At 61.2% G+C, this 25,735-nt stretch carries 23 protein-coding genes; 8 read left to right on the top strand and 15 right to left on the bottom strand.

All coding sequences use genetic code 11. From position 1 onward, the window contains the following. Positions 1-119 precede the first annotated feature (119 nt). Entirely contained in the window at positions 120-911 is a 792-nt protein-coding gene (gene hisN, locus QQL85_RS11555) for a histidinol-phosphatase (RefSeq protein WP_284353612.1), read from the bottom strand. A 142-nt stretch (positions 912-1,053) separates the two neighbouring features. On the opposite strand from hisN, the gene QQL85_RS11550 reads away from it, so the two are divergent. Further along, positions 1,054-1,944 (top strand): universal stress protein, encoded by an 891-nt coding sequence (locus tag QQL85_RS11550; RefSeq protein WP_284353613.1) that lies wholly within the window; start codon positions 1,054-1,056, stop codon positions 1,942-1,944. A gap of 223 nt (positions 1,945-2,167) precedes the next feature. Beyond that, entirely contained in the window at positions 2,168-4,312 is a 2,145-nt protein-coding gene (locus QQL85_RS11545; protein WP_284353614.1) for a TonB-dependent siderophore receptor, read from the top strand. Between the two features lie 32 nt (positions 4,313-4,344). Here QQL85_RS11545 and QQL85_RS11540 read toward each other — a convergent pair whose 3' ends face one another. From QQL85_RS11540 to ptrR, 4 genes are all read right to left on the bottom strand, one after another. Then, positions 4,345-4,866: an acyloxyacyl hydrolase gene (locus QQL85_RS11540; RefSeq protein WP_284353615.1), complete on the bottom strand. Its 522-nt coding sequence runs from the start codon at positions 4,864-4,866 to the stop codon at positions 4,345-4,347. Positions 4,867-5,061: 195 nt separating this feature from the next. Then, positions 5,062-5,808 carry a phytanoyl-CoA dioxygenase family protein gene (locus tag QQL85_RS11535; protein ID WP_284353616.1) on the bottom strand — a complete coding sequence of 249 codons (747 nt, stop codon included), beginning with the start codon at positions 5,806-5,808 and terminating at the stop codon, positions 5,062-5,064. Between the two features lie 53 nt (positions 5,809-5,861). Next, complete coding sequence (locus QQL85_RS11530; RefSeq protein ID WP_284353617.1) at positions 5,862-6,305, bottom strand: carboxypeptidase regulatory-like domain-containing protein; 444 nt, start codon at positions 6,303-6,305, stop codon at positions 5,862-5,864. Between the two features lie 133 nt (positions 6,306-6,438). Continuing rightward, positions 6,439-7,308, bottom strand: a complete 870-nt coding sequence (gene ptrR, locus QQL85_RS11525) for a putrescine utilization regulator PtrR (protein WP_284353618.1) — start codon at positions 7,306-7,308, stop codon at positions 6,439-6,441. Between the two features lie 106 nt (positions 7,309-7,414). Between ptrR and QQL85_RS11520 the strand changes: the two genes are divergently transcribed. After that, positions 7,415-8,800, top strand: a complete 1,386-nt coding sequence (locus QQL85_RS11520; protein WP_284353619.1) for an aldehyde dehydrogenase family protein — start codon at positions 7,415-7,417, stop codon at positions 8,798-8,800. 38 nt (positions 8,801-8,838) lie between these two features. Here QQL85_RS11520 and QQL85_RS11515 read toward each other — a convergent pair whose 3' ends face one another. Both QQL85_RS11515 and QQL85_RS11510 read right to left on the bottom strand, forming a co-directional pair. Continuing rightward, a complete protein-coding gene (locus QQL85_RS11515) occupies positions 8,839-10,749 on the bottom strand; it encodes an AAA family ATPase (protein WP_284353620.1) in 1,911 nt (636 codons plus the stop codon). 59 nt (positions 10,750-10,808) lie between these two features. Then, a complete protein-coding gene (locus tag QQL85_RS11510; RefSeq protein WP_284353621.1) occupies positions 10,809-11,708 on the bottom strand; it encodes a helix-turn-helix domain-containing protein in 900 nt (299 codons plus the stop codon). A 172-nt stretch (positions 11,709-11,880) separates the two neighbouring features. On the opposite strand from QQL85_RS11510, the gene QQL85_RS11505 reads away from it, so the two are divergent. The 3 genes from QQL85_RS11505 (at position 11,881) to QQL85_RS11495 (ending at position 15,704) form a co-directional block, all read left to right on the top strand. Then, a complete protein-coding gene (locus QQL85_RS11505; RefSeq protein WP_284353622.1) occupies positions 11,881-13,239 on the top strand; it encodes a glutamine synthetase family protein in 1,359 nt (452 codons plus the stop codon). A gap of 67 nt (positions 13,240-13,306) precedes the next feature. Beyond that, entirely contained in the window at positions 13,307-14,395 is a 1,089-nt protein-coding gene (locus QQL85_RS11500; RefSeq protein ID WP_284353623.1) for a polyamine ABC transporter substrate-binding protein, read from the top strand. Between the two features lie 13 nt (positions 14,396-14,408). After that, positions 14,409-15,704: an NAD(P)/FAD-dependent oxidoreductase gene (locus QQL85_RS11495; RefSeq protein ID WP_284353624.1), complete on the top strand. Its 1,296-nt coding sequence runs from the start codon at positions 14,409-14,411 to the stop codon at positions 15,702-15,704. Between the two features lie 136 nt (positions 15,705-15,840). Here QQL85_RS11495 and QQL85_RS11490 read toward each other — a convergent pair whose 3' ends face one another. Together QQL85_RS11490 and QQL85_RS11485 are read right to left on the bottom strand one after the other, a co-directional pair. Next, positions 15,841-16,146, bottom strand: a complete 306-nt coding sequence (locus QQL85_RS11490; protein WP_284353625.1) for a helix-turn-helix domain-containing protein — start codon at positions 16,144-16,146, stop codon at positions 15,841-15,843. Then, positions 16,127-16,678 (bottom strand): type II toxin-antitoxin system RelE/ParE family toxin, encoded by a 552-nt coding sequence (locus QQL85_RS11485; protein WP_434482127.1) that lies wholly within the window; start codon positions 16,676-16,678, stop codon positions 16,127-16,129. Before QQL85_RS11485 ends, QQL85_RS11490 begins: the two co-directional genes overlap by 20 nt. 45 nt (positions 16,679-16,723) lie before the next feature. Here QQL85_RS11485 and QQL85_RS11480 point away from each other — a divergent pair, with 45 nt between their 5' ends. Beyond that, complete coding sequence (locus QQL85_RS11480; RefSeq protein ID WP_284353626.1) at positions 16,724-17,401, top strand: DUF3313 domain-containing protein; 678 nt, start codon at positions 16,724-16,726, stop codon at positions 17,399-17,401. 64 nt (positions 17,402-17,465) lie between these two features. Here QQL85_RS11480 and QQL85_RS11475 read toward each other — a convergent pair whose 3' ends face one another. Then, on the bottom strand, positions 17,466-18,842 hold the full coding sequence (locus QQL85_RS11475; RefSeq protein ID WP_284353627.1) for an L-serine ammonia-lyase: 1,377 nt from the start codon (positions 18,840-18,842) through the stop codon (positions 17,466-17,468). 146 nt (positions 18,843-18,988) lie between these two features. Between QQL85_RS11475 and QQL85_RS11470 the strand changes: the two genes are divergently transcribed. Then, a complete protein-coding gene (locus tag QQL85_RS11470) occupies positions 18,989-19,924 on the top strand; it encodes a LysR substrate-binding domain-containing protein (protein ID WP_284353628.1) in 936 nt (311 codons plus the stop codon). A 26-nt stretch (positions 19,925-19,950) separates the two neighbouring features. On the opposite strand, the gene QQL85_RS11465 is transcribed toward QQL85_RS11470, so the two are convergent. The 5 genes from QQL85_RS11465 to QQL85_RS11445 all read right to left on the bottom strand — a co-directional run bounded on the left by QQL85_RS11465 (position 19,951) and on the right by QQL85_RS11445 (position 25,727). Further along, positions 19,951-21,372: an undecaprenyl-phosphate glucose phosphotransferase gene (locus tag QQL85_RS11465; RefSeq protein ID WP_284353629.1), complete on the bottom strand. Its 1,422-nt coding sequence runs from the start codon at positions 21,370-21,372 to the stop codon at positions 19,951-19,953. A 156-nt stretch (positions 21,373-21,528) separates the two neighbouring features. Beyond that, positions 21,529-22,287 (bottom strand): WecB/TagA/CpsF family glycosyltransferase, encoded by a 759-nt coding sequence (locus QQL85_RS11460; RefSeq protein WP_284353630.1) that lies wholly within the window; start codon positions 22,285-22,287, stop codon positions 21,529-21,531. After that, a complete protein-coding gene (locus QQL85_RS11455) occupies positions 22,287-23,474 on the bottom strand; it encodes a glycosyltransferase family 2 protein (protein ID WP_284353631.1) in 1,188 nt (395 codons plus the stop codon). The genes QQL85_RS11460 and QQL85_RS11455 overlap by 1 nt, the downstream gene beginning before the upstream one ends. Further along, a complete protein-coding gene (locus QQL85_RS11450) occupies positions 23,471-24,673 on the bottom strand; it encodes a glycosyltransferase family 4 protein (RefSeq protein ID WP_284353632.1) in 1,203 nt (400 codons plus the stop codon). Before QQL85_RS11450 ends, QQL85_RS11455 begins: the two co-directional genes overlap by 4 nt. Positions 24,674-24,722: 49 nt before the next feature. Next, entirely contained in the window at positions 24,723-25,727 is a 1,005-nt protein-coding gene (locus tag QQL85_RS11445) for a VirK/YbjX family protein (RefSeq protein ID WP_284353633.1), read from the bottom strand. Positions 25,728-25,735 lie beyond the last annotated feature (8 nt).

Here is a 25,735-nt window from a genome sequence, read left to right as displayed (position 1 = left end):
GCCTGGCCAAGCATAGAGCCCGGAAATCGGAAAAAGTGCGGTGGCTGGGATTAGTGGCGACCTGTACGGGCCTCTTCGCGGGCAAGCCCGCGAAGAGGCCCGTACAGTCGACGCATCAATCACATGGCGTGGCGCAACATCTCCACCACCTGCGCATGCAGCGCCGGGTCACCACACGCCACCACGCAACCACCATGCTGCGCCGAGCTACCATCCCAGGCCGTCATCACCCCGCCTGCCCCCTCGATGATCGGCATCAGTGCCTGCACGTCATACGGCTGCAGGCTGGCCTCGACGATCACATCGACAAAGCCCGAAGCCAGCATGCAGTAGGCATAGCAATCACCGCCATAACGCATCAACCGCGCCTGACCGGCAACGGCCTCGAACGCCGCCTTGCGCTCGACGGTATCGAACATGTCCGGCGTGGTGCACATCAGCGTGGCCGCAGCCAGGTCGGTACAGGCACGGGTTTTCAGTGGCGTGCCGCTGCGCCAGGCACCTTCAGGTGTGCCGACAAAGCGTTCGCCGGTGAACGGCTGGTTCATCACGCCAACCACCGGGCGCACGCCGTCGTTCAGGGCAATCAACGTCCCCCACAGCGGCAGGCCGGTGATGAAGGCACGGGTGCCGTCGATCGGGTCGAGCACCCAGGTCAGCGGGCTGCTGCCGACGGCCACACCCGCTTCTTCACCCAGAATACCGTGGTCGGGGTAGCGGGCCTGGATGAGTTCGCGCATGGCGTCCTCGGCCGCCTTGTCGGCCACGGTGACAGGGTCGTACAAACGCCCGCCCTTGTCCTCGACATCCAGGCTGGCACGGAAATAAGGCTTGATCGCCACAGCAGCGGCATCGGCCAGCTGCTCGGCGAAGGTGCGGAATTCACCGATCTGTTCAGCACTCAGGGACATGGGACGGCCTCAGGACAATGATTAGGGGCCGCATCATACCCGACACATCGTGCATCGCCAGCCTGCCGCTCATGCAGCCTAAGGCGAACTAGACTGAACAAGACCAGAGCACCGGGGGGGCTGCCACACGTGGAGGTGTGAGATGAGCCAGTTCAAGCGTTTGTTCGTCATGCTCGGCCCGCAAATGCGCCATACGCCCGCGCTGCAACGCGCAGCGGCTTTGGCGGAGTCCAGCGGTGCACTGCTGGATATCAACGTGTTCGTCGATGATGTCGACACCTTTGGCTTGATGAGCGATGGTCGCGAACGTGAGCGGCTGCTCAGTGACAACCGCCAATGGTTGGCGGACGAGGCCGAACAGCTGGGCGATGCCGGCCTGGATGTGTCCACCGAGCTGTTGTTGACCCGCGACCCGCTGGGCAGTGTGCTGGAACGGGTCGAGCGGCTGGGTTGCGACCTGTTGGTCAAGGACGTGCAGCACGAACCGGTGCTCAAACGCCTGCTGGTCACGCCACTGGACTGGCAACTGCTCAAGGACAGCCCGGTCGCCGTGCACCTGGTGAGCGACATCCGCCTGCCCCTGCCCCGGCAGATTGCCGCAGCGGTGGACCTGAACAGCCACGGTGCAGGTGAGCACCTGGATGAACAGGTCATACAGAGTGCCCATGCGTTGGCGCTGCAATGCAACGCCGAGCTGCACCTGTTGCATGTGTGCGATGCGGCCAAGACCCATATCGCCGATTTTGGAGCGGGCACGGTGACCATGCCTGGCTTCGACAGCAGCGTGCGTACCGCGCAACGGGCAGCGTTCAACCGCCTGGGTGACCATCACCAGATTCCACTGGAGCGCAGGCATTTCCTGGAGGGCGCAGCGACCAGAGCAATTGCCCAGTTCGTCGGCCACAGCCGGGCCGACGTGATCGTCATGGGCAGCCACCGGCATGACGCGATGCAAACGTTCCTGGGCGGGACCACGGCGCATGTATTGGAGCATCCGTTGTGTAATGTGCTGGCGATCAAGGCCGTTCACTGAGTTCTGGCATACCTGAACCGGCCGCTTCGCGGGCAAACCCGCTCCCTCAGGGATATCAAAGGTGGGAGCGGTTTACCCGCGTAGAGATCGGCGTGTATTTCAGGGTTTGGTATTTGGTACACCAGTACCACACAAAAAGAATGCATTTGATAATGATTCGTAGTAATTTCGCGACGCTTCCCCACCCTCTCCCTCAGCGCCTTACTCCAGGATCGTACCGTCGATGCGTCGCACGTTCGTTTCGCTTTGTGTGCTTCATGCTGTCTCCCCGCTGGCCTTTGCCGAGCCCGAACCGCTCAGCGACCCTGCCCAGATTGAACTCCAGGCGTTGAACATCACCAGCAACGCCGACAGCGAACGCGCCGATGGCCCGGTCGTTGGCTACAAGGCCACGCGCTCGGCCAGCGCCACCCGCACCGACACGGCGCTGCACGAAACGCCGCAGTCGATCAGCGTGGTGCCCAAGGACGTGTTGACCGATACGGCCAGCACCCGCCTGCAAGACGCCCTGGACTATGCCGGTGGCGTGGGCCGCGCCAACAACTTTGGCGGGCAGGGCCTGACCACGGTCACTGTCCGCGGTTTCACCACTGGCGAGTACTACCGCAACGGCTTTCCGATGAACCGCGGTTACCCGAATGCGCCTGATGCCAACAGTGTCGAGCGTCTGGAAGTGATCCGCGGCCCGGCCAGCAGCCTGTACGGTCGTGGCGACCCCGGCGGCACCTTCAATGTGGTTACCAAGCAGCCGCAGGCTGAACAGCAGGTAACCCTGGGCAGCCAGCTCGACGATCAGGGCATGCACCGCGCCACCCTCGACGCCACCGGTGCCTTGAACCAGGACGGCAGCCTGGCCTATCGCCTGAATGTGTTGGGTGAAGGTGGCGACAGCTTCCGCGACAACGTCGAAAGCGAACGCTACGACGTCGCGCCGGTGCTGAGCTGGCAGGTGAACGATGCGACCAAAATCGTCTTTGAAGGCGACTTCATGCGTAACAACCACCCGCTTGACCGCGGCCTGACGCATTACACCAACCAGGCTGGCAGCGCCTCGCGCGATACCAACATCTGGGGCAAAGGCAGCGACAACATGCTGCACAACGATAACAACATGGCGCAGTTGCGTTTCGAGCACGCGCTCAATGATGACTGGACCCTGGGCGGCGGCATGCAGTGGCTGGACGGTACCCTCAAGGGTAACGCCATCGAGGCCAACCGCTTGCAGGCCGATGGCCGGACCCTGGGGCGTAACTTCAACTACCGCAAGCTGGAATGGCGCGACCGCGACTACCAGCTCAACCTGACCGGGCATTTTGACACCGGTGGTTTCAGCCATACGCTGCTTACAGGTGTCGAGTACGAAGACTACGACTACAACTCGATCATCCAGCGTTCGGCCACCACTCCAACGTCCTATCCAATCGACCTTTTCGATCCGGTATATGACCAGTCTCGCCCAGCACTATTGAGTACACCCACCACCCATGACAAGGAAAACCTCAAAACCTGGGCATTTTTCGTTCAGGACCAGGTAGCCCTGACCGAGCGCCTTAAAGCCTTGGCAGGTGTGCGCTTTGAACGCTTTGAACATGACTATGTCAACAAGCTCAACAGTGCGGGAGGCTTCGATAAAGGCGAGAACGGTGTAACCCCGCGGTTCGGCCTGCTGTATGACCTGACCGATACCGTCGCGGTCTATGCCAACACCGCACGCTCATTCAAGCCCAACAGTGGCGCGCCTGCCGGTGCAACAGGGCGTGGTTTCGACCCCGAGAAAGGCAAGTCCTACGAGCTGGGTGTGAAATGGGAGGCACTTGATCGCCAGTTGAGCGTTGACGCGGCGATCTACCACATCGTCAAGGAAAACGTGCTGGCCAACGATCCCAACGACCCTACCGGCACCTACAAGATCGCAGCCGGCGAAGTGCGCAGCCGTGGCCTGGACATCAACGTTGCTGGCAACATCACGCCTGAGTGGCGGGTGATTGGTGGCTATTCGTATGTGGATGCCCAAGTCACCAAGGACACCAGCCTGCCGACCGGCACGCGCCTGGCAAACATCCCGCGCAACAGCTTCAGCCTGCTCAACATGTATGAATTCCAGGATGGCTTGGCCAAGGGGCTGGGCCTGGGCGTTGGCGTAAAGTATGTGGATGATCGTCAAGGCCAGACCGCCGCGACGACTTACACCATGGAGCAATACACCGTGGTCGACTTGCTAAGCTTCTACCAGGTCAACGAACACGTCCGTCTGAACCTGGATGTGAAGAACGTGTTCAACAAAGGCTATGACGAGGGGGCGTTCAACAGCTATGTGTATCCGGGGGCGCCTCGGACAGTGCAGGCTGGGGTTTCGTATACTTTCTGACAGGTGTGGGGCCGCTTGGCGGCCCCATACTTCTAGAAGCCCTTGCTGTAGAACAGCGAGTACGACTCGATCCCGTCGTTAGGCTGCTTGATCCCCGCATTGGAGTAATGCATCGCACGGATCCCCACCTTCTGCTCCCCCGGCAACTTCAAGCCAAAGCCGACGCGGTCTTCGAAGTTGACTGCCGAACCCATGCGCTGATCGCCCACGTCGGTCTTGGAAAACGCCGCGAGGCCAATACCAGCCTCGATGTACGGCGTGTAGGTGAAACCGCTGAACTCATAGGTGAACACCGGGCTGAACGAAAGCGAATGAGCACCACTGGCGTCCCCGCCCTCCCAGTAGGTGTAGGCAGCGTCCCAATACCCGCTCAGATACCCGGTGCTGCTTTCCAGCCATTTCTTGTCCCAGTCGAACGACATACCAATACGGTAGGTCATGTCGCCTTGGCCGGTGGCGCCAACGGCACCGGACACCTGCGCGGCCTGGGCCAGGTTGGCCCCTGCAAAGGCCAGCACTGCAGCGGCCAGCGATGCTGCTAGACGGGTTTTCATCAACGACTCTCCTGATGGTCTACACGGCAAGCGGGGGCTTGAGCCCCTCGATCTTATGCGGTGCCCGGCGCATCCCGGCCGGTCACACGAAGTAATGATTTTTTGATTATTGTCCAGATAATCAGAAAGTTGAAAGTGAATTGCCACTATTGGCTCATTCGCTTCTTTAAGATGTGCCTTGCCGTGCACAGGGTTTCAGTCGTATTCCGCTTCTTCATGTTCGCCCAGCAAGCGCCTTTGCCGGGGGGTGGCTTCCTCCAGCACCTGCGGGTTGAAACGCCAGATCAAGTAGGGCGCAAACTTCTGCGCCACCATGCGCCGGCCGTAGTGCACTTGCAGCATGTCGCGCTCGCGCGCCTGGCTGCAATTGGCCCCGGCGCTGTGCCAGACATCGCTGCGAAACACCAGCGCGTCGCCCGCCTTGCACAGCACCGGCTGGGCTTCGCGGCCCTGCCAATGGTTCTCACCCGCCTGCGGAGGGCGCGCGGCGTGATGGCTGCCAGGTACGATCCAGGTCGGCCCTATGCCGTGATCAATCTCGCTGAGGTACAACTGTGCCGTCAGAATCTGCGCGGGTTGGGTGAAGTCACCACGCTCACTGAGCCAGCCGGGCAATTGCATGGGCAAATGGTCGAGGTGCAAGGGCATGCCCGGGTAACCCGGATGGCTGCGCCAGGCGGTTTGCCCAATGACATGGCAATCAGCACCCAGCGACGCTTCAGCCAGTGCGATCAATGGTGGGAGGTCGAGAAAAGGCAACCACAACGGGTTGCGGTTGAACACGCATTTGTAGTGTTCCAGCAGCCCTTGGTAATCCCAGTGGATCGGCTGCAGGTCATCGATGGCGCAGCGTAACAAAGCGATACGCAGGGGTTCGAGCACATCCGGGATCAATACATAACCCCGCTCGTCCAGCATCTCCAGTTGATGGCTCAGGCTCATGGTGATGTGCTCCGACCAAGCAGGAGCACATATGTACTCCTGCCCGTTATCCATTAACGCCAGTTAAGGCTCACTGTCGTAGGAGCCTTTCCGTTAACAGTCACCATTTGCTGTACCGTCTGCCCTTGAGCGTTACCGGTGACTTTGTATTTGCCAGGAGGCAGTTGCACATACAGCAGTGGCCCGGCGTCCGTCACACTAAGCACCGGCTGGCCTTGAGCGCTTTGGATATCGACATTGGCACCGCTCTGGAACTTGCCTTCCGGGCCGGTAGAAAGCTCTACATGCAAGTCATAGCCCGGGGTCTTGCGCAGGGCATTGGCCTCATCCTGGCCGATGCCTCCCTGGAGAAAGTGCACGCCGTTCTGTTCCTGAGGTTGCAGCTGAACGGCCTGCATATCGATGGGGGCATTGAGGTTGGCGGCGGCAGCCAAGGTCCATGGCATGGCCAAGGCGACCAGCAGTGCCGCGCCTAGGGCATAGTGATGGTTACGCATGGTACGACCCTCCTTTCGAGGATGGCTTACCTAGTATCTGATCCTTCAGGCGTACCGGTGTTCGTGCCGATAGGCGGCTGCCATAGTGATATTCGGCACTAACTCATCAGTCGAACATACATTTATATGTATATCAGGAGGTTGTGCGCGCTTCCTCAAGCAACTTCACGAACATGCTCAAGCTGCGCGATACCGTACCCCGGCGCCATACCAGCCAGGTTTTCAGGTAGCGGAAATCCTCCGACATCGGCCACGCACTGACTGTGCTGCACCCGGGCATGTTGTCGAGCATGCTGCGCGGCATCATGGCCAGGCCAGCTCCAGCACTGACGCAGGCCAGCATGCCGTGGTACGACTCCATCTCGTGGATCTTGCCCGGCACGGCCTGGTCCTTCACGAACCAGTTTTCAAAGTGATGGCGGTAGGAGCAATTGGCGCGGAAGGCGTAGATGCTTTCCCCGTTCACGTCCTGGGCACGGGTGACCGGGGCATGGTTGAGCGGCGCGATGACCATCATCTCTTCCTCGAACACGGGCATGCCCTCCAGTGTCGGGTGCAGCACCGGGCCATCGACGAACGCCGCCACCAGGCGACCAGACAGCACGCCTTCGAGCATGGTCCCCGAAGGGCCGGTAGACAGGTCCAGGTCAACTTTGGGATAGCGCTGGTTGTACGCCGCGAGCAACGCCGGGATGCGCACGGCTGCCGTGCTTTCCAGCGAACCCAGGGCGAAGGTGCCCTGCGGGTCTTCACCGGCCACGGTCAGCCGCGCCTCGTGAACCAGGTCGAGAATGCGCCGGGTGTATTCGAGAAAATTCCAACCGGCAGGTGACAAGCGCAAGCGACTCTTCTCGCGAATGAACAGTTCAACGCCCAGGTCTTCCTCCAGCTGCTTGATGCGCGTGGTCAGGTTCGACGGCACCCGATGGATGTGCTGCGCGGCGGCACTGATGCTGCCCTGCTCTGCCACGGCCTTGAAGATCTCCAGTTGCACCAGGTCCACAGCCTTTCTCCAAACGTGAATGTTTCGCTCATTATTATTCAGTTTTCATTAAAGCCATAGCCCACTAGTCTGGCGTTACTGATTAACAACAACGAGAGTGTCCGCCATGAGCGCGATCAGCAGCCTGACCCACGCCATCTCCCTCGACCCGTACAGCGGCGAGCAGATCGGCGCCTACCCGTTCGACACCGACGCCGCACTGGAAGCGGCGCTGCAACGTGCCAAGGTTGGCTACCGCCAGTGGCGCCAAGTGTCGCTGGGTCAGCGCAGCGAGTACCTGCTCGCCCTGGCCAGCACCCTCGAAGCCAAGGCCGAAGCCTTCGCCCAGATGATCAGCCGTGAAATCGGCAAGCCAGTCGCCCAGGCCCGTGGCGAAGTCAGCAAGTGCGTCGGCCTGTGCCGCTGGTATGCCGAACACGGCCCGGCCATGCTCGCGCCGGAGCCGACCCAGGTTGAAAAAGCCCGTATCGAATACCGCCCGCTTGGCCCGATCCTGGCCGTGATGCCTTGGAACTTCCCGGTCTGGCAGGTACTGCGCGGCGCCGTGCCGGCAATCCTGGCGGGTAACACCTATGTGCTCAAGCACGCGCCGAACGTGATGGGCAGCGCCTACCTGCTGGGCGAACTGTTCAAAGACGCCGGGCTGCCTGAGGGCGTGTTCGAAGTGCTGAACGTGACCCCGGAGGGTGTCACCCGCGCCATCAACGACACGCGCATCGCCGCCGTGACCCTGACAGGTAGCGTACGTGCTGGCATGGCGATCGGTGCCCAGGCCGGTGCCGCGCTGAAGAAGTGCGTGCTGGAACTGGGTGGCTCCGACCCGTTCATCGTGTTGGCCGACGCCGACCTGGATGCCGCCGTCAAGGCTGCGGTCATCGGCCGCTACCAGAACACCGGCCAGGTCTGCGCTGCAGCCAAGCGCCTGATCGTCGAAGAAAGCATCGTTGACGAATTCACCCACAAGTTCGTTGAAGCCACTCGCGAATTGAAGGTCGGTAACCCACTGGAAGACGACACCTACATTGGCCCGATGGCCCGCTACGACCTGCGCGACGAGCTGGACGGCCAGGTGCAAGCGACCCTCGCCGAAGGCGCCACCCTGCTGCTGGGCGGCAACAAGGTCGAGGGCGTGGCCAACTTCTACGCGCCAACCGTGTTCGCCAACGTCACCCCGGACATGACTGCGTTCAAGCAAGAACTGTTCGGGCCAGTGGCCGCGATCATCACTGCCCGTGATGCCGATCATGCGGTGGAACTGGCCAACGACAGCGAGTTCGGCCTGGCCGCGACCATCTACACCGCCGACTATGCGCTGGCCGAGCGCATGACTGCGGCACTGGATACGGGTGGCGTGTTCATCAACGGTTATTGCGCATCCGACCCCCGCGTGGCGTTTGGCGGCGTGAAGAAGAGCGGTTTCGGGCGTGAGTTGTCACACTTTGGTGTGCGCGAGTTCACCAATGCCCAGACGGTGTGGCTGGACCGTAACTGATTTTGTAAATGGGGGCCGCAAAGCGGCCCCCAAAAATCTCAATCCCGAACCTGGTCCTTGACCCAGTCCAGCATCCCCCCCGGCACGATCAATTCGTGCCGCGCCCGCGAACAGGCGGTATACAAGCCCGCCAGCATCCGCGCCCGCTCATTGCGGTTACCCGCCACCTGTGGCGCCACCATCAGCTCCGGCGACACCATCACCCGGGCGAACTCCATGTTCTTCACGTCCCTTACCCGCCCCAGGAACAGCTTGGGCGCCTTGTCCCAACGGTAACGGCTCTTGGCTTTGGCAAAATGCTCCGGCGTATAGCCTTTACGCAGCATGTTGGACACAGCAATGAACGCCATGTCATCACCTTTGTCCTGCTCCAGCGCCTGCCAACTGGCATAGCGGAACAACATCGGGTGGCGCGGCCGGGTGCCATAGCGGTACAGCTCGATGCAGTCCTCGACGAACAGTTCGAAGTCCTTGCGCGCGCTTTTCAGCAGCACGAATGGCACACCTTGGTGCGTCAGGCGCTGGAACCAGCCAAACAGGCCCCATTCGTCATCCACGATCAGCGCCGTGGGCTGTTCCGGCACCGTTACGGCATCGAAGAAACTGACCCGGGTGTAATGCTCGGCACTGCCACTGAAGGCCGCCTGGATCGCCGCCGGGTGCGCTTGAATCAGCGGGTTCAGTACATTGTCCATCGCCGGCCCGGCACGCAGTGAATGGTCGATGCAGCGCTGGCGAATGAAACCGCCATGGTGCGGGCTGAGGCCGTTGAGGTTCTGCAACTCGTCCCCCAGGGCAATGATCGACTGCGGGCTGCGATCAAGCACGGCAAGCATCGGTGCCGACAGCTCATGGGCCTCGTCGACGATGACGTGGGTGTAGCGGCTGTCGATCACATAGTCGGTCAGTGACAGCAGCTTTACACGGTGGTAGTCACGCACAGGTAGCTGGATTTCTCGTGCCGACGGGCGAATCAGTTGCTGCCAGTACAGCCTCGCCTTTTCCAGCAGCACCTCCTGGTCCAGCGGCGAGGTGCCCGGCCCGGCCCATGGCAGATGGTGCAGCTGCAGCTGGGTGTCGGCACTGTGGCAGAACGTGCGCACGGCGCGAACGCACAAGGCAACTACGTCGCGCGCGGCGAGCGGGCCGATGTCGGGAATGGCCAGCCAGCGCACCACCTGCGCGTCCTGCGGGCGCCAGGACAGCTTGGTGCGGTACGGGTCGCGCAGGCGCCAGCCGTTGCTGGTGAGGTCGCGGTTTAGCAGCTCGTCTGCCAGCTGGCCGAAGGTCAGTGCGGTATAGGCGGCGGCGTCCTTGACCCGCGCCTGCAGGGCGCGCAACTGGCCCTCGGTCAGTGCCAGCAGCAACGTGCGCTGTGGCTCCAGCAGCCGGGCGAACTGGTGAATCAGGAAGGTCTTGCCGGTGCCGGCGAAGCCCTGCACGGCCACCGACTCGTCTATGCCACTGAGAAACTCGCGCAGCAGGCGGTTCTGCTGGTCGCTGAGCATCAGGTCACTGGCCAGGGACGGCAAGTACACCTGGTGCAGCGGTGTGGCCCGCTGGCGGTAGGTGTCTGCGAACTGGAAACTCCACTGGCCTTCGGCATCCAGCAGCTCGTCTGCGGTGTACTTCACCTCAGCCGACAGCAGGGCAATGCCGTTTTCACCCAGCATGCCAAGGCCCATGGCAAAGGCTTCGCGATCGAAGTGCTGCGCCACCTGGCCCTGGAAGCGCCCGGGCGCAGCGCTTTCGACGTCGTTGGCGATGCGCACGATTTCGGCAAAACGCCGCTCCTGCGCATCCGCTGAAGCGGTGCCGGGCTGGCGTGGGAGGTTCTGCACGAACAACACCGCGGCGGCGTCGAGCACGCAGGCAGTGATGAAAAAGTCGGTGTTGGGCTCGCTGGCGAGGCGGTCGGCCTGGTCGCTGGGCAAAGGCAGGTAAAACATCGGCACCTCGGGTGGAAACAGGGCGGCACGATAGCAACTTTCAGTATGGAATGCTGGGTTTAACCCCTGCCCCGCTTCAATGTCTCGCTGGGAAACTCCTTGAACAACTGCCGGTAACTCTCTGAAAACCTTCCCAAATGCCAGAATGACCAGCGCATCGCCACTTCGGCCACGGTCACGCCACCACCGCGCAACAAGTCGCGCCGCGCGCCGTTCAGCCGGCGCAAGCGCAACCATTGCGCCGGTGGCATGCCTGTGAATGCCTTGAACGCCTGCTGCAACTGGCGCAACGAGACACCTGCAACACCGGCCAGCTCCATCAGGTTCAAGGTCTCCTCGGGGCAATCTGCCGCCCACTCGCTGACCCGACGCATGATCGCCCGTTCTTCATCGCGCCGCCCCAAGGCCAAGCCCTGCAGGCGATGGCTGGCGTTGTCGAGGATGAACAGGCAATCCTCCAGCAGTTGCTCCGCCAGGGCCTGCCCCTGCAATGGGCAGTCGGCCTGCCCGAGACGGGTCAGCGTAGCGCTTAGCCAGCTGCCAAACAGCGCGTTCTGCCCGCTGCCCAGCGGCACCATGAACAACCCTTCGAGGCGTTGCGGGTCAAGCCCATGCCGGGCCAGGAAGGCCTGGTCGAACACCACTGCCACTTCCTGGTAGTTCTCCGGGGTGATCCAGATATTGCGGCTTTGCTCGTTCAGCAAGTACAGGCTGTTTTCACTGCGGTCGAAGCAGAACGCCAGTGAACCGCTCGGTGCCCGGAAAAACTGCTCCACTCGGGTGTTCAGCCGCTCTTCGTACACCTCCACGCCGTCCATGCCCAGCCAACGCAGCTCACCACTGAAATGCCCGGGCGACATCTGCCGGTATTGCTGCTGCCAGCCAGGGGTAGCACGCACTTGTTCAGTGACATCGGTGGTATGGAAAGCCTGGACTTGCAGCGCATTGGGCGTTGTCACGCGAGATCCTAGTCGCACTCTTTTGGTGCGTTCCTTGCCGGATAAAATGGATAGATCGGCCCCGGGGGCTGCGACCAAGATAGTCTCCAGCGCGTCACCTGGGAAGCGGTACGCCTTGCAAGCCCTGTAACAGCTGCCCGCTCCTACACAAAAACCCAACCAAGAGGTCTGTATGAACGCCCCCTTCGATCAGCTGTACACCTGGCTGAAAGAACACCGCATCACCGAAGTCGAATGCGTGATCAGCGACCTGACCGGCATCGCCCGCGGCAAGATCGCGCCCACCGCCAAGTTCCTCCACGAACGTGGCATGCGCCTGCCAGAAAGTGTGCTCCTGCAGACGGTCACCGGCGACTACGTTGACGATGACATCTACTACAACCTGCTCGACGCCGCCGACATCGACATGGTCTGCCGCCCCGACCCAAGCGCTGTGTACCAGATCCCGTGGGCGATCGAGCCGACCGCGATCGTGATCCACGACACCTTCGACAAGCAAGGCAACCCCATCGAGCTGTCGCCGCGCAACGTGTTGAAGAAAGTGCTCAAGCTGTACGCCGACAAGGGCTGGCAGCCGATCGTCGCGCCAGAGATGGAGTTCTACCTGACCAAGCGCTGCGAAGACCCGGACTTGCCACTGCAAGTGCCGCTGGGGCGTTCTGGCCGGGCCGAAAGCGGCCGTCAGTCGTTCTCGATCGATGCCGCCAACGAATTCGACCCGCTGTTCGAAGACGTCTACGACTGGTGCGAGATCCAGGGCCTGGACCTCGATACGCTGATCCACGAAGACGGTCCGGCTCAGATGGAGATCAACTTCCGCCACGGCGACGCGCTCGACCTGGCCGACCAGATCACCGTGTTCAAGCGCACCATGCGCGAGGCCGCCCTCAAGCACAACGTTGCTGCCACGTTCATGGCCAAGCCGATTACCGACGAACCGGGCAGTGCCATGCACTTGCACCAGAGCGTGGTGGACATCACCACCGGCAAACCGATTTTCGCCAACGAAGACGGCAGCATGAGCCCGCTGTTCCTGCACCACATCGGTGGCCTGCAGAAGTACATCCCCAAGCTGCTGCCGATGTTCGCGCCCAACGTCAACTCGTTCCGCCGCTTCCTGCCGGACACCTCGGCGCCGGTCAACGTCGAGTGGGGCGAAGAAAACCGCACCGCTGGCTTGCGTGTGCCCACCTCCAGCCCCGAGGCAATGCGCGTGGAAAACCGCCTGCCGGGCGCCGATGCCAACCCGTACCTGGCGATTGCCGCCAGCCTGCTGTGCGGCTACCTGGGTATGGTCGAGCAGATCGACCCCAGTGCACCGGTACAGGGCCGTGCCTACGAGCGGCGCAACCTGCGCTTGCCGATCACCATCGAGGATGCGCTGCAGCACATGGAAGACTGCGAGACCGTGCAGCAGTACCTGGGCAAGCAGTTTGTGCAGGGCTATGTGGCGGTCAAGCGGGCCGAGCACGAGAACTACAAACGCGTGATCAGCTCGTGGGAGCGTGAGTTCCTGATGCTCAGCGTTTGACCCACCTTGGGGGGGCTTGGCCCCCCTCTGCACCGAATTCGAAGAACAAGACCTACGAGGTGTTCCCATGCGTCATCTGCAAGCCCTGATCCCCGCTGCATTCACCCTGCTGTTCGCCACCACCACCCACGCCAACCCTTCGGTCAGCGTGTACAACTGGACCGACTACATTGGTGACACCACCCTGGCCGATTTCCAGGCCAGCAGCGGGATCAAGGTGGTGTATGACGTGTTCGACTCCAACGAGACCCTCGAAGGCAAACTGCTGGCCGGGCGCACCGGTTATGACGTGGTGGTGCCGTCGAACCACTTCCTCGCCCGCCAGGCTCAGGCCGGCGCCTTCTTGCCGCTGGATCGCAGCAAGCTACCAAACTGGCAGCACCTGGACCCCAAACTGCTCAAGCAGCTTGAACAGAATGACCCCGGCAACCAGTACGCGGTGCCGTACCTGTGGGGCACCAATGGCATTGGCTACAACGTCGATAAGGTCAAGGCAGCACTGGGCGTTGACCATATCGATTCCTGGGCGGTGCTGTTCGAGCCCGAGAACCTGAAAAAGCTCAAGCAATGCGGCGTGGCGTTCATGGACTCGCCGGACGAACTGTTCCCGGCCATGCTCAACTACCTGGGTATGGACCCGCGCAGCGAAAAACCGGCCGACTACGCCAAGGCCGAAGCCCGCCTGCTGGAGCTGCGCCCCTACATCACCTACTTCCATTCATCCAAATACGTCTCCGACCTGGCCAATGGCGATGTCTGCGTGGCCTTCGGCTACTCCGGCGACGTGTTCCAGGCCGCCAACCGTGCCGTGGAAGCGAAGAACGGCGTGAAAGTGGCCTACAGCATTCCCAAGGAAGGCAGCAACCTGTGGTTCGACCTGCTGGCCATCCCCAAGGACGCCAGCAACCCCGAGCAGGCCCTGGCATTCATCAACTACCTGCTCGACCCCAAAGTGATCGCCAAGGTCAGCGCAACCGTCGGCTATGCCAATGCCAACCCGGACGCCAAGGCCTACATGGATGCATCGCTGGTCAGCAATCCTGAGATCTACCCACCCCAGGACGTGCTGGACAAACTGTACATCTCCAGCACCCCGAGCCCGAAGATCATGCGCGTCATGACCCGCTCCTGGAGCAAGATCAAGTCCAACCGCTGAGTCGAGAACGCCCATGTCTTTCAATACTCAACACGCCGCTTCGTACTACGCCGCCACGGCGCGCGATGCGGCACCCTACCCCAGCCTGGACGGCGAACTAACGGCTGACGTATGCGTGGTCGGCGGCGGGCTGACCGGGGTCAATACCGCCCTGGAGCTGGCCGAGCGTGGCCTTTCGGTGGTGCTGCTGGAAGGCCGGCGCATCGGCTGGGGCGCCAGTGGGCGCAATGGCGGCCAGCTGATTCGCGGTATTGGCCATGATGTCAGCGGCTTCGCCCGGCATGTTGGCCAGGACGGCGTGCGTTACCTGAAACAAGCCGGCATCGATTCAGTGGCGCTGGTGGCCGAGCGTATCGCCCGCTACGGCATTGCCTGCGACCTGCGTTGGGGCTTCTGCGAACTGGCCAATACCCCTGCCCAGTTCGCTGCCTTCAAGGACGAGCAGGACGACCTTGCGGCGCTGGGCTATCGCCATGAAACGCGCCTGGTCGGCGCCGGGCAACTGCATGAGATTGTTGCCAGCGACCAGTATGCTGGCGGCCTGGTCGACATGGGCTCGGGCCACCTTCACCCGCTCGACCTGGTGCAGGGCGAAGCCCGCGCCGCGCACGGCTTAGGCGTACGCATGTTCGAGCAGAGCCCGGTGATACGCATCGAACATGGCCCCAGCGTGACCCTGCACACAGCCCGCGGCAAGGTGCGGGCCAGCAGCCTGGTACTGGGATGCAACGCCCACCTCGATGAACTGGAGCCACGCCTGAGCGGCAAGGTACTGCCGGCCGGCAGTTATGTGATAGCCACCGAGCCCTTGCCCGAGGCGCTGGCCAGCACCCTGATCCCGCAGAACATGGCGCTGTGCGACCAGAAGGTCGGCCTGGACTACTACCGCCTCACCGCCGACCGCCGTCTGCTGTTCGGCGGTGCCTGCCACTATTCCGGACGCGACCCCAAGGACATCGCTGCTTACATGCGGCCCAAGGTGCTGAAGGTGTTCCCCCAACTGGCCGATGTGCGCATCGATTATCAGTGGGGCGGCATGATTGGCATCACCGCCAACCGATTCCCCCAGGTTGGGCGCCTGAGCCAGTATCCGAACGTGTATTACGCCCAAGGCTATTCCGGGCATGGGCTGAACGTAACGCACTGGACAGCGAAACTGTTGGCCGAAAGCATTGCCCTCGGCCACAGCCATGGCCTGGATGTGTTCAGCGCCGTGCCACACCTGACCTTCCCCGGCGGCAAGGCACTGCGCTCGCCGCTGCTGGCACTGGGTATGCTGTGGTACCGGTTGCGTGAAGCGCTGGGTTAACCAGACTTCAGGTGCTGCGTGTGCAGTCGCAGCTTGGCTGGAGGCGACTGCACATGCCAAGCCAACATCAACCAGAATCTTAATTCATCCATTCAGAAACTGATCTATACGTCTTTCTTATTCAGCTAAAAACTACTTAAAGAATAACCTGTAAGCCCTTGTTTTTTATAACATTTAACAACTTCAAGGCTGGCCCTGAGGGTCGTGTTTCTCCCTGCTCCCATTTACGCACCGTTGACGGGCTCGTATGCAGATGCATTGCAAAGACCGGCTGGCTGAAATTGAGTGCCTCACGCAACCTGCGTATATCCAGCGCACTGAAGTCCACTACCGGCGCGGGACACAGCGCGTCATAAGCCCGAAGGGTAACCTTGCCAATGGCCCCGACCTCATGGAGGGCAACGAGGTCCTCACGTAACGATTCAACCAGCTTGCTGCTCACAGCAGACCTCCATTAATACGCCCGCCTGCATCGCCTGACAAAGCGCCTGCGGTGATAAATCCAGAAAGACCTTGCCTGCGAATCTCAACGCTTTCTGTTCTTCCAGCGTGATATTTACCCTGTCACTTTTGGCGAAGCCATGCAGGAAAACACATCGATTTCCGATTTTGGCCGAAAGCAAGGTTCGATAACCACCACGCTTGCCCGTACCCTGTGCTGCCACACGCTTCTTGACCAGTTCGCCACCCAGGCTTGCATCGACCAGGCCTTTTCGCATCTCGTCTACTGCCCGGCACAGCATTCGTCCGTAAGCCTTTGCGTCGCCTGCCAGCGCGCGAAATCCTTGCGCTTGAAGATCTCCATGAGTTGCCTCTAACCATACCCGTAACGGGCATAGTTTTCCAAGAGCGTTAACAAAGCTAAAGCCAGCCGCTTCCGATGGCTTTGTAGGATTTTGCGATGCGGCCAGGACCGACTGCCGTACTGGCTGTCGCAACAGATTGAACGCCTTCGCTGGCCAACTGTCGCGCACCTGCTAGCGTTGTTCTGGCCGACCTCTCATGGATGCGCCTCCATTATGAAATCACTGCCCCGCATTACCCTGTTGTGCGCCGCGCTGCTTGCCGTGGCCGCCTGCTCCAGCAAAAGCGTGGACCCCAAGGACTATTCCGGCTTCCTCAAGGATTACAGCCGCCTGCAAGAAGCGAAGAGCCCTTCGGGTGACCCGGTGATGCGCTGGATCGACCCCAACGTTAACGTCAACCAGTACAGCCAGGTGTTCATCGAGCCCAGCCAGTTCTACCCCAAGCCACAGGCAACGGCGGTTATCTCACAGCAGACGCTGCAAGAAATCACCCGTTACTTCAATGAAGCCTTGCGCCGTGAAATGGGCAGCGTAATGCCCTTGGCCAAGGGCCCTGGCCCGGGTGTGATCGTGGTACGCCCGGCAATTACAGCGGTGTCGACCAGCAACGAAGGCCTCAAGCCTTACGAGGTCATCCCCATCGCGCTGATTTCGGCAGGCGTGAACACCGCGATGGGCGGCCGTGATCAGGAAGTGGATGTTGGCGTGGAAGCAGCGTTCCTCGATGGTGGCAGCCAGAAGGTGCTGGCCCAGGTGGTGCGCAAAGGTACGGGCCAGGAACTGGAGAACGATACCCAGAAGCTGACCTTGAATGACGTCAAGCCAGTGCTCGATGGTTGGGCGAAAGACATGCGTGCGAGCTTCCTGGCAGCCAAGCAGAAAGCCCGTTAAGTCCGATACATGTTGGCGTGCAGGAGCGGTTTACCCGCTCCTGCACCGATACTTCATTGCACCACTAGCACTCGACAAACGCTACAGCCAGGCCGCCGCGCGAGGTTTCCTTGTAATTGGCATGCATGTCCGCCCCGGTATCACGCATGGTGCGGATCACCCGGTCAAGCGAGATAAAGTGCTCGCCATCCCCACGCAACGCCATCTGCACGGCATTGATCGCCTTTACCGCAGCAATCGCATTGCGCTCGATGCACGGCACCTGCACCAGGCCACCGACCGGGTCGCAGGTCAGCCCGAGGTTGTGCTCTAGCGCAATCTCGGCTGCGTTCTCAAGTTGTGGCGGTGTCGCACCCAGCACTTGGGCCAGGCCGGCAGCGGCCATCGAACACGCTGAGCCCACCTCGCCCTGGCAACCGACTTCAGCCCCGGAGATCGACGCGTTTTTCTTACACAGAATACCGACCGCGGCGGCGCCGAGCAGGAAGTCCACCACATCCGCGTCATTAGCACTGGGGTTGAACTTCATATAGTAGTGCAGCACCGCCGGGATAATGCCGGCTGCACCGTTGGTTGGTGCAGTGACCATGCGCCCACCGGCGGCGTTCTCTTCATTGACAGCCAAGGCGAACAGGTTCACCCACTCCATGGCGCTGAGGGTGGAGCCAATCACGTTGGGTTTGCCTATCTCCTGCAGGCTGCGGTGCAGCCGCGCAGCACGGCGCTTGACATGCAGCCCGCCAGGCAGGATGCCTTCGTTGCGCAGCCCATTATCAACGCACTCCCGCATGGCCGCCCAAATACGCAGCAAACCTTCACGCACTTCGGCTTCCGGGCGCCAGGCACACTCGTTGGCCATCATCAGTTGCGCCACGCTCAAGCCATGGGTTTTGCACAAGGCCAGCAACTGGGCCGCACTGTCGAACTCATACGGCAGCACCACTGCATTGCTTTCGGCTGCCGGGGCATCGATTTCGGCCTGCTCGACAATGAAGCCGCCGCCAACCGAATAGTAGGTCTGGCGCAACAGGCCGCCCTGCCCGTCCATGGCTTCCAGGCGCATGGCATTGGGGTGGTAAGGCAGGTTCTCGTCGAGCAGCAACATGTCACGGTCGTACTCGAAGGCCAGCGGGTGGCTGCCATCCAGCATCAGGCAGTGCTCCTGCAGCACCTGGCCGATACGCGACTCGATGGTGGCGGGGTCGATCCGGTCTGGCCACTGGCCCATCAGGCCCAGCAGGCAGGCGCGATCGGTGGCATGGCCAACCCCGGTAGCCGACAGCGAGCCATACAAGCGCACTTCGACACGCGTTACCCGAGTCAGCAGCCCCTGCTCACGCAGTGCCTGGGCAAACGTCGCCGCTGCCCGCATGGGGCCAACGGTGTGGGAGCTGGACGGCCCGATGCCAATTTTGAAAAGGTCGAAAACACTGATAGCCATGCTAATGCCTGACCGTACCCTGAGATGAATCCACAGCACGGTTATCTGAAGAAATTGAGCGGTATTGCGATTTTGCGCGATACTGACGTGCTGACTCATGAATGACCAACGAATCTTTCTAAGCAAGGCTTTAGTGGTACTAAACAATGCGACGACAACTCAATGGCCAGATGTTCGTCTGGCTGCATGTATTCGCCTGCGCAGCCCGGCACCTGTCCTTCACCCGCTGCGCCGAAGAGCTGCACATCACCCCAGGCGCGGTCAGCCAGCAGATGCGCCAGCTGGAAGAGCGCCTGGGTTACCGGTTGTTCCTGCGCCGGGCGCGTGGCGTGGAGTTGAGTGCTGAAGGGCAACGCCTGGCCCAGACGGTGGCCGAGGCCTACGGCAGCATCGAGGCTGAACTGCTGCGCCTGGACGCGGGCGAAATCCGCGGCACCCTGCGCGTGCGCTCGATCCCGTCATTCCTGGCCAAGTGGCTCACCCCGCGCCTGCCACGCTTTCAGCAACGCTACCCGGACATCGAGTTGCGCCTGGTGGCCGAAGACAGCGCGCAAGCATTGACCCTGGGCGATTTCGACCTGGCGATCGACCTGAATGATGGCAGCTACCCTGGCATGCTCTCGACACCGCTGCTGGACGAGCAGATCTTTCCGGTGTGCTCACCGACTCTGCTACGCGGACGCCCGCCGCTGCATGGGCCCGCGGACCTGGCACACTACCCGCTGCTGCACGACATCACGGCCTGGCGCGGCAGTTCGGAATATGCAGAGTGGGAGTTTTACCTGGAGGGTATTGGCGCCACAGGCCTGGATGTACGCCGTGGACATACGTTCAACCGCAACCACCTGACCATCGAAGCAGCCATCGCCGGTATCGGGGTAGCGATTGCGCGGCGCACACTGCTGAATGACGAACTGGAACGCGGCGCGTTGATCGTTCCGTTCGGCGTGCCGATCGCCAACCACAAACGCTATGTGGTGCATTACCCGCCAGGCGGGTTGAACCAGCCGGGGGCACGCGCGGTGCATGACTGGCTGGTGGAAGAAGCGCGGGGGTTCAGGGAGTTGCATCCCATGGTTTGATGCGCAAGGGAAGCAACTGTTCCAGCTTAATAAGCCTGCTTGCCGGTAAAGGCATTAAGGGTGCGCACCAGGATCACGAAATCCAGCCACAGAGACCAGTTGTTGATGTACTCGATGTCCGAGTCCACCCGCTGGATCATTTGTTCGATATCCTTGGTTTCGCCCCTGAAACCGCGCACTTGCGCCAGACCGGTCATGCCGGGCTTGATGTTGTGGCGGGCAAAGTAATCAACGATGTCCTGCGAATACAGGGTGTCATGTTGCAACGCATGCGGCCGTGGCCCTACCAGCGACATTTCCCCGGTCAATACGTTGAACAACTGCGGCAATTCATCGAGGCTGGTACGGCGGATGAACGCACCAATCCTGGTCAATCGCGGGTCATTCTTCTGCGCCTGTTTGACCACGCCATTGTCCGGCTGATGAACGTGCATGCTTCTGAACTTCCAGATACGGAACGATTCGCCGGTCCAGCCCGTGCGTTCCTGGCGGAAGAACACAGGGCCGCGACTGGTGAGTTTGATGGCCAGCGCGACAGACAGTAATACGGGTGATGCGCACAGTAGAATGAGCGCCGCCAACACCCTGTCCTCAAGATTTTTCAGAAACAGGCTCATACCCGTCAGCGGTGTTTCAGACAACGTCAGTACAGGGATACCGGCAATTTCCCGCACGCTGTGATTAATCAGTCGCAACGAGAAGATATCCGGCACCCAGTTCACGGCAATGCACTTGTCAAGCAGCTTGAAGTACACCTCGTTGATGACTTCAGAACCGCCCAGCGGGGTGACCAGGTACACAGTACGAATACCGTGCCGGGCAATGATCTCATCCAGCTCTGCAATGTGCCCGAGCACAGGCAGGCGCTGTTTGCCCTCGGTACTGTCACGCGCCTGCTCACCGGCCTTGTCGAGCAACACGCAACCCAATACCCGCTCGCCAAACCAAGGGTTGTTGCTGATTTTCTGATAAAGGAAATTGGCCAGATCACCGTTGCCGATAATCAGGGCATTATCCAGCCGCGCATGGGCTGTGAAACGCTTTTGCAGCTCACGGACAGCAAAGTGCAGAAACAGCTGCGCAACATAGCCAATCACGAACAACTGCACGACCAACAGCCGTGAGTAGGTTTCACTTTGTTTGGTCAAAAAAGCCATGACCACCAGGAAACAGAAGGTTGCCGACCACGCCTTGAACAAACGGAACGCTTTTATCGAAAGGCCGACGTTGGTGCGGTAGATCGCATAATGGTCGTAAATGACGGCCAGCGAGCCAATGAGCAACAACAGCATGATCACATAATCGGAGGTAATGTAACCAAACTGGTCGTAGATGAGATACCAGGCAATACCGGTGACTGCAATGCCATCGAGCCCTGCCTGAATGGCGTTACTTACGCTGCTTCTTCTCTGGAGTAAGGAACGACTGCTTCTGGGTTCGAAAACCATTTCAGACCTCATCTGTGTGAGCGTAGCCAGTGCCTTCCATCAAGCATCGAGTCTTGAAAACAGCGTGTACAACGCCAGATCAGCAAGATCGTGCAGCCCCCAAGCCACTGCTCTCACTGTAGCAGCCACCCGCCATCAGGGCGGATTTTGGCCGATTCATACGGTGCCCCTGGCCGAATCGACGGCCTTGCGGTGAAGCAGAGTGCGCAACAAGAACAACGGGTTGCCCACCACATAGCGCATGAACAGACGTTTTGGCTCGCGCAACAGCCGGTAGGCCCACTCGCCCCCCAGGCGCCTTAGCCAGTGCGGTGCCCGGCTGACCTTGCCGCCGAGAAAGTCCAGGATTGCCCCACCACACACGATCAGGCACGGCCCGCCAACGGCTGCCAGCCTGGCCGCCACCGCCTCCTGCTTGGGCATGCCCATGCCCAGCACAATCAGCTCGGGTTGCTGGTCATGGGCCAGCTGAAGGTAGGTTTCGAGGCTGGCAAAACCATCATGGACCGACACCGGTACTACGCCAAAGTCGGCTTCACACCGCTGCACAGCCTGGTTCAGGTAGGGTTCTCGGGTCCCCCAGAAGGCGACCTTGCGCCCACGGTAAGCGGCCATGAGCCTGGGAATGAAGTCAGTGCCGTTCATGTTCAAGCCGGGCTCCAGGCCCAGACGACGATACAGGATGGCCATGCCGGAGCCGTCGCGCAGCAGCACGTCGGCTGCCGACAGTGCCTGGCAATAGGCGCCGTCACGCACCACCAGGTTCATCGCATGGGCATTGACGAAGCCCAGCACGGTCGGGGATTGCGGGGCAGCCAGCCTGTCAAGCAGGCGTTGCGCCGCGCCGCTGTCAGGGACCACCTCAAGCGTGTCGATTATGCGTTGCCAGCGATTTTGCCATTGCCACTGCGCCATCAGTCATCATCCCGTTTTGAACGCACCCATTCGACCTGTCGCTTGATCAGAAACCCCAGGTACAAGGGGATTTTCCTTGCGGCGTAGAACGGTGCGTAAAGCAATACGGAAAACGGGATCAGCTCACGGCAGAAGCGTGCCCAAGCCAGCAAAACGGCAAGGCTCAACATGACCAACGCTACCAGGGCGATCCACGCTGGCGCAGCGATATCGAAGAGCAAGTACGCCAGCCAGGCCACCAGATTGAGGCCGAGCAAGGTCAGCACCAGCAACGCCAAGGGAGGTACCAACAAGTCGAGGGTCATCGCCAGCAGGCTGCCGTTGCCTTGGGTGAAAGCGGCCAGCGCACGCTTGGGCGCGTCGGCCAGCATCAACCCCAGATGACCATGCTCCCAACGGGTGCGCTGGCTGTTCAGGCCTTGCTGGCTGGCAGGAAACTGGCTGGTGACCAATGCCTCAGGGCAGAACACCGGAGGCTTGCCCTGCTGGCACAGGTCCAGGCCCAGTTTCACGTCCTCCACCAGGTGGCCATTGGCAAGATTGATCAAGGCCAGATCGTGCCAGCCGAATGCCATGCCCGCGCCCATCAGTTGACACGGCAACCCCAGCCGCGCCCAGCCACGCGGACGCACCAGGTTTTTCACCCGCCAGGCAAACTCGGCAACCTGCACTTTCAGCCCGGCCCCCATGGGTGCGCGCATCAGGTACAGTGCCTGTACCGGGCACTGGGCCTGGTGATAACGACGCGCCAGGCAGTCAATCGCCCCTTCACCCACCTGGCAATCGGCATCCACCACAATCACCACCTCGGGCGGCCGTTCGGCCAGATGGCGTACGCCGAAGTCCAGCGCATAGCCTTTGCCACGCAACGCCGAATCGAAGCGTTCCACGACCTCGGCACCGGCCTCACGGGCCAGCTGCGCCGTATCATCGGAGCAGTTGTCGGCCACCACCAGCAAGCGGTCGCCCTCAAGCAATTGCGGGGCAATGCTCGCCAGCGTTGCACGAATGATCGCAGCCTCATCGTGGGCTGGCACCAGCACCGCCACCCGGGGGCGCTGGCTATGGCCCAAGGGCGGCGAGCGCGGCGGCAGACATGCCAGCAGCATCTGAACAAAAAATATGGACACGGGCACAAGGACGATGACCGCCAACAGGCCCAGTAACCCACTCAATACACTTATCATGCGGATGCCTTGAAGTAACCGGCCAGCCTGGCCGCTTCGGTGTCGATATCATGCCGCTGCAGCACACGTTGGTAGGCTGCCTCGCCCATGCGCTGCAGCACCTCGGTCGGTTGGGACAGGCACTCGGCCATGGCGTCAGCCAACTCTTCGACAGCGCCAGCAGGGAAAAGCCAGCCGTTTTCGCCTGGGCGCACCAGCTCGGGGATACCCGCCACATAGGTGGTCAGCACTGGCCGGCGCAAGGCCATGGCTTCCATGATCACCACCGGCAGGCCCTCGGCAAAGCTAGGCAACACCAGTGCCCGGGCGGCAAGTATTTCTTCGCGCACCTGAGTACTGCTGATCCAGCCAGTAATGCGTATGTGCTGCTGCAAACCGTGCCGGGCAATCAGCTTCTCGATCTGCCCGCGCATTTCGCCGTCACCTGCCAACACCAGCTCGAAACGGATCGACTGGGCGGCGAGCCTGCGCGCAGCCTCAAGCAGCAGCAACTGGCCCTTCTGTTCGCACAAACGGCCAACGCACACCAGGCGCGGAGCAGCAGGTACAGCCACCGCCGCCACATCATGGAAGCCACGCTCCAGGCCGCAATGCACCACCTTCACCTTGGCCCAATGTTCGTGCTCCACCCAGCGAAACAGCTGGCTGCGCCCGTACGAGCTCACTGCCGCAACAAAGGCGGCACGCCGCACCTTCTCGCCCATGTGCAAAAATTGCGGTTTGTCGAACTCTTCCGGCCCGTGCACGGTAAAGCTGTAGGCTGGCCCGCCCAGCAGGTTGGCAAGCATCACGACCTCGGTGGAGTTGGTGCCGAAGTGTGCATGCACATGCTCGGCCTCCCCTGCTTGCAACCACTGCAGCACCTGGCAAGCCTCGGCCAGATAGACCAGATGGTAGGGCCACGCACGGTCGGCACGCAGACCAAGGCGCATCGCCAGCCACAAGGCCTGGAAGAAGCGCCCCGGCTGCGCACGCAGCACCTGCAACGTAGGCGACAGCAACCCCTTGACGCCGCCTTGCAACACATAACGGGTCTTGTCCCGTTCAGTCGCGTCCTCGGCATCCTGCAACTCGGCGTCCCATCCGCGTAGAGCAATGCGTTGTACCGTCACACCCTGGCGCTCCAGCGCCAGGATTTCGCGACGGATGAAACTGTGGCTGACCTTCGGGTACTGATTGATGAAGTAAGCAATGCGCATATGAATCCAGATCCAAACCCGCTTGATGACCTACCGTCCCTGGCAGCCTTCACTTCAGGCTGTCGACTATGGATGGTCTGTCTACTGCCGATGCACTCACAGCAAATGCATCCCCCTGTTTTCCTTGTAGTCCAAGGTTGTGACCACTGCCCGGCAATGCTGCCTGCAAGCGTGCAAAAACATCATCGAGCATCGCCTGGCGGCGGCGGTACATTGCCCGCTTCTTCGCCGGGATGTCGGCTTCCGCCCGTTGCGCCGGGGCCAGCGGCAAGGTGAAGAAATCCTTACGGTCAGACACCGTGGCGCCGTGCTCCTGCCAGATCACGTCGTAATTGGCCGCCAAGTCCTGGCCCTTGTCGCGGCCAAAATAAGGGTGGCGATGGTGCCGGCAGGCATCACTCACGGCATACAGCTGCGTCACACCCAACGCCCTGGCCAGGTACTTCAGCGCTTCAAGCAGCAGGCTACGCGGTCGCAGGCCCTCGAAGTCCTTGGTCAGGTCGCGGTAGATGGCCAGTGAGGTTTCACTGTCGATACCTTTGTGAATGCCTTGCACAGCCCCCACAAACAGTTGCAGCTGCCCCTGGCTGCGGCTCAGGGTAAATGCCAGCGATGCCACGCGAAGGTCACCCTGGAACAGGTTCAACACCAGTTCACCTTCACGTTTGAACCAGATCGGCCGGTCCAGCACCAGGCTACAACCCGGCGAATGGCTGGCCAGGTCGCAGAGTTTCAGGCTTTCGTCGCGCCCCAGCAGCAACAGCGCCGGGAACTGCCCGGCCACCAACTCAAAGTGCGACGCCACCACATCCAGACGCTGTGGGGCTTCCCAGCATTGGCTGATGTAGGGCCATTGCACGACGCCAATGCAATCGACGCCCAGCCGCTGCAACTCTTGCTGGCCCAACGCGGCTGTCATGCGCTGCATGAAGGCGTTCAACGCAGGCCACTGCCTGGCAATCTGCCGGGCCAACTTGTACTTGTTGTTCAACGCCCGCAACGAATAGCCCGGTTGCAGGGTAAACACGCTTCTCACGAGGGTGCCGAGCATCATGGGTCTCT

Origin of the sequence: Pseudomonas putida (assembly GCF_030159595.1) — a bacterium.
GTDB lineage: Bacteria > Pseudomonadota > Gammaproteobacteria > Pseudomonadales > Pseudomonadaceae > Aquipseudomonas > Aquipseudomonas putida_AC.
The sequence above is the reverse complement of the archived record's forward strand: the minus strand, read 5'-3'. Positions and strand labels throughout refer to the sequence as shown.

Bases quoted from the DNA above. Each gene is read 5' to 3' on its own strand.
- QQL85_RS11500 (WP_284353623.1), top strand. From the start codon at position 13,307: ATGCGTCATCTGCAAGCCCTGATCCCCGCTGCATTCACCCTGCTGTTC.
- hisN (WP_284353612.1), bottom strand. From the start codon at position 911: ATGTCCCTGAGTGCTGAACAGATCGGTGAATTCCGCACCTTCGCCGAG.
- QQL85_RS11450 (WP_284353632.1), bottom strand. From the start codon at position 24,673: ATGCGCATTGCTTACTTCATCAATCAGTACCCGAAGGTCAGCCACAGT.
- QQL85_RS11460 (WP_284353630.1), bottom strand. From the start codon at position 22,287: ATGGCGCAGTGGCAATGGCAAAATCGCTGGCAACGCATAATCGACACG.
- QQL85_RS11465 (WP_284353629.1), bottom strand. From the start codon at position 21,372: ATGGTTTTCGAACCCAGAAGCAGTCGTTCCTTACTCCAGAGAAGAAGC.
- QQL85_RS11515 (WP_284353620.1), bottom strand. From the start codon at position 10,749: ATGTTTTACCTGCCTTTGCCCAGCGACCAGGCCGACCGCCTCGCCAGC.
- QQL85_RS11550 (WP_284353613.1), top strand. From the start codon at position 1,054: ATGAGCCAGTTCAAGCGTTTGTTCGTCATGCTCGGCCCGCAAATGCGC.
- QQL85_RS11455 (WP_284353631.1), bottom strand. From the start codon at position 23,474: ATGATAAGTGTATTGAGTGGGTTACTGGGCCTGTTGGCGGTCATCGTC.
- QQL85_RS11505 (WP_284353622.1), top strand. From the start codon at position 11,881: ATGAACGCCCCCTTCGATCAGCTGTACACCTGGCTGAAAGAACACCGC.
- QQL85_RS11540 (WP_284353615.1), bottom strand. From the start codon at position 4,866: ATGAAAACCCGTCTAGCAGCATCGCTGGCCGCTGCAGTGCTGGCCTTT.
- QQL85_RS11480 (WP_284353626.1), top strand. From the start codon at position 16,724: ATGAAATCACTGCCCCGCATTACCCTGTTGTGCGCCGCGCTGCTTGCC.
- QQL85_RS11445 (WP_284353633.1), bottom strand. From the start codon at position 25,727: ATGATGCTCGGCACCCTCGTGAGAAGCGTGTTTACCCTGCAACCGGGC.
- QQL85_RS11535 (WP_284353616.1), bottom strand. From the start codon at position 5,808: ATGAGCCTGAGCCATCAACTGGAGATGCTGGACGAGCGGGGTTATGTA.
- QQL85_RS11475 (WP_284353627.1), bottom strand. From the start codon at position 18,842: ATGGCTATCAGTGTTTTCGACCTTTTCAAAATTGGCATCGGGCCGTCC.
- QQL85_RS11545 (WP_284353614.1), top strand. From the start codon at position 2,168: ATGCGTCGCACGTTCGTTTCGCTTTGTGTGCTTCATGCTGTCTCCCCG.
- QQL85_RS11470 (WP_284353628.1), top strand. From the start codon at position 18,989: ATGCGACGACAACTCAATGGCCAGATGTTCGTCTGGCTGCATGTATTC.
- QQL85_RS11495 (WP_284353624.1), top strand. From the start codon at position 14,409: ATGTCTTTCAATACTCAACACGCCGCTTCGTACTACGCCGCCACGGCG.
- QQL85_RS11520 (WP_284353619.1), top strand. From the start codon at position 7,415: ATGAGCGCGATCAGCAGCCTGACCCACGCCATCTCCCTCGACCCGTAC.
- QQL85_RS11530 (WP_284353617.1), bottom strand. From the start codon at position 6,305: ATGCGTAACCATCACTATGCCCTAGGCGCGGCACTGCTGGTCGCCTTG.